Origin of the sequence: Mesorhizobium sp. M7A.F.Ca.MR.362.00.0.0 (assembly GCF_004023175.1) — a bacterium.
GTDB lineage: Bacteria > Pseudomonadota > Alphaproteobacteria > Rhizobiales > Rhizobiaceae > Mesorhizobium.
This window is the reverse complement of sequence record NZ_RZTF01000448.1, coordinates 3128-4902: the sequence shown is the minus strand read 5'-3', so window position 1 is coordinate 4902 and position 1775 is coordinate 3128. Positions and strand designations below refer to the sequence as shown.

At 52.5% G+C, this 1775-nt stretch carries 2 protein-coding genes; one reads left to right on the top strand and one right to left on the bottom strand.

Features of this window, described 5'->3' with window-relative positions; all coding sequences use genetic code 11:
• Positions 1-239 (bottom strand): hypothetical protein (locus EOC06_RS41015; protein ID WP_206631303.1); only part of this gene is annotated, 239 nt, incomplete at its 3' end.
• Between the two features lie 870 nt (positions 240-1109).
• Here EOC06_RS41015 and EOC06_RS41010 point away from each other — a divergent pair.
• A partial coding sequence (locus EOC06_RS41010) for a hypothetical protein (RefSeq protein ID WP_206631302.1) occupies positions 1110-1775 on the top strand: 666 nt, incomplete at its 3' end.

Below are 1775 nucleotides of genomic sequence, written 5' to 3'. Positions count from 1 at the left end.
GCATCGAAGGTCGCTAGGACAAGGCCAAATCTCTGGCCCTCATATTTCTTGGCAGGAAGCGCTACCGTGTAGCCGAGGACCTGTCCATCGATCGCGAAATCAATATTGAAATTCCAGTCCTCGTGCCCGAACCCGTGTTCATGAACGAAGCTGCCGACCCCCTTCTGGCTCAATCTGCCGCGTGACGGGCGAACCCAGCCTTCTGAATTGGGTGCGATCCTGTGTAGCTTGTATTCCAAATTATCCCTCCAAAATGGTAGTTGCTGCGATTAGCCTAAGATGAACCATCTCAGTGCCCTCAGCCTCCGCATTGGCGCAGGGTCGTCGCGGAGTCGGTGCATATGGGCAGCTTAGAACCGCCTCGCATTCTGCAATCTCCGCTTAACCGAGAAACCACCCGTTGTAAGCCTGCCATCTCAAAAATGGTGAGCTTCTGAACGCGTAAACGTTGAGTCCAGAACCACATCGCATTCTGTTATAGACTTGAAATAATTACATTATTTGAAGAGTAAGATTGACTTGGCAAGCAGGGTATAGTATCTGACGTTCCATGAGTTCAGTTGCCGCCTTCAGATCAAATCTGTCGCTTGGCAGTTAACTGTAAGAAGGCAGTCGTTTCGACCAGGATTGGCATCTAATTTGAGAATATTGAAGATCGGATTCTCGAATTAGATGCAATCGTATTTGCTGAAAGGCCGTGAATCCATTGAATCCCATGATCCGTCTTCGAGAAGTACTAGGCCGATAAGGTGTTGACGTTGATTCTCAAATTAAATGCCAATGGCCGGGCTCGATCATTAAATTAAGTGCACATTCTCAAATTAGGTGTATAGCTAACATACTGAAATCGTTGACAAGCCACTCTCATCATTAACTGCAAAGCGACAGTGCTGCGGCCCGCGCTTAGTGCTCTCTCCCGCATCGGTTCAGAGTGTACCCGTTTTCAATGAGAGAGGCGGGCGCGAAAGCCAGAACTCCTGACAAATAATAGCCGCGAACATCGTTTTGTTGAGGCCGACTCTTTGCAGTCCGTCCCTCACATCATTATAACGCTTGAACACATCGCGTCGGCCGGCGCGTTAAATACCGGCGATATGGGGGGGTGATTAATGGCTGGTGAAGAAGCTGCACCATGTCGTCATCGGGGGGCGCCACCGGAGGAGGTGGTTAATCGCGTTGCCGAAATCGTCAGCGGCATCGCCGATGACCCGCAATACCTTTATCAGCGAGGACTTTCGGCGGACGAGTTTAGATTGGCCCTTCCTGCCGCGATCGAGAAGCTTCGCGGCAGCACGGCCGCCAGCAATGCCGATCGGCGTGACTTTCTGGGTATGATTTTCGATCATATGTTGGCTGTGGGCGCGATAGCCAGTGTGGTTCGCCCAGTCTACGGGAAGGATACGATTTACCAACTGGCCGTGCCTGAAATTGGTAACGTAGCCATCATACAGAAGGGGTGTCCCGATGGCGCTCACAGCAGCGTTGCATGGTCTGTTCCCTCATGGGCTGTCGAGACCTACCTTTGGTGGTTGTGCCCGAGTCTGGCCTCGGAACCCGGAGAACATGTTTTCAAAGGGGTCAACCGACTCCGCCGTCGCTTTTTCTCGGATGCACCAGATACGCTTGATGGCATCATCTTCCACAATGACCTCTGCGGGTCAGACCTTCGACCGTGCCCCAAAGATGGGCCGGGCGGTGGAGATTGGCGGAAACCGCATTCCTCCTCCGTGTATCTGGATCATGCCGGAGCGGGGCCAAGGACCTGCCTTCAACTG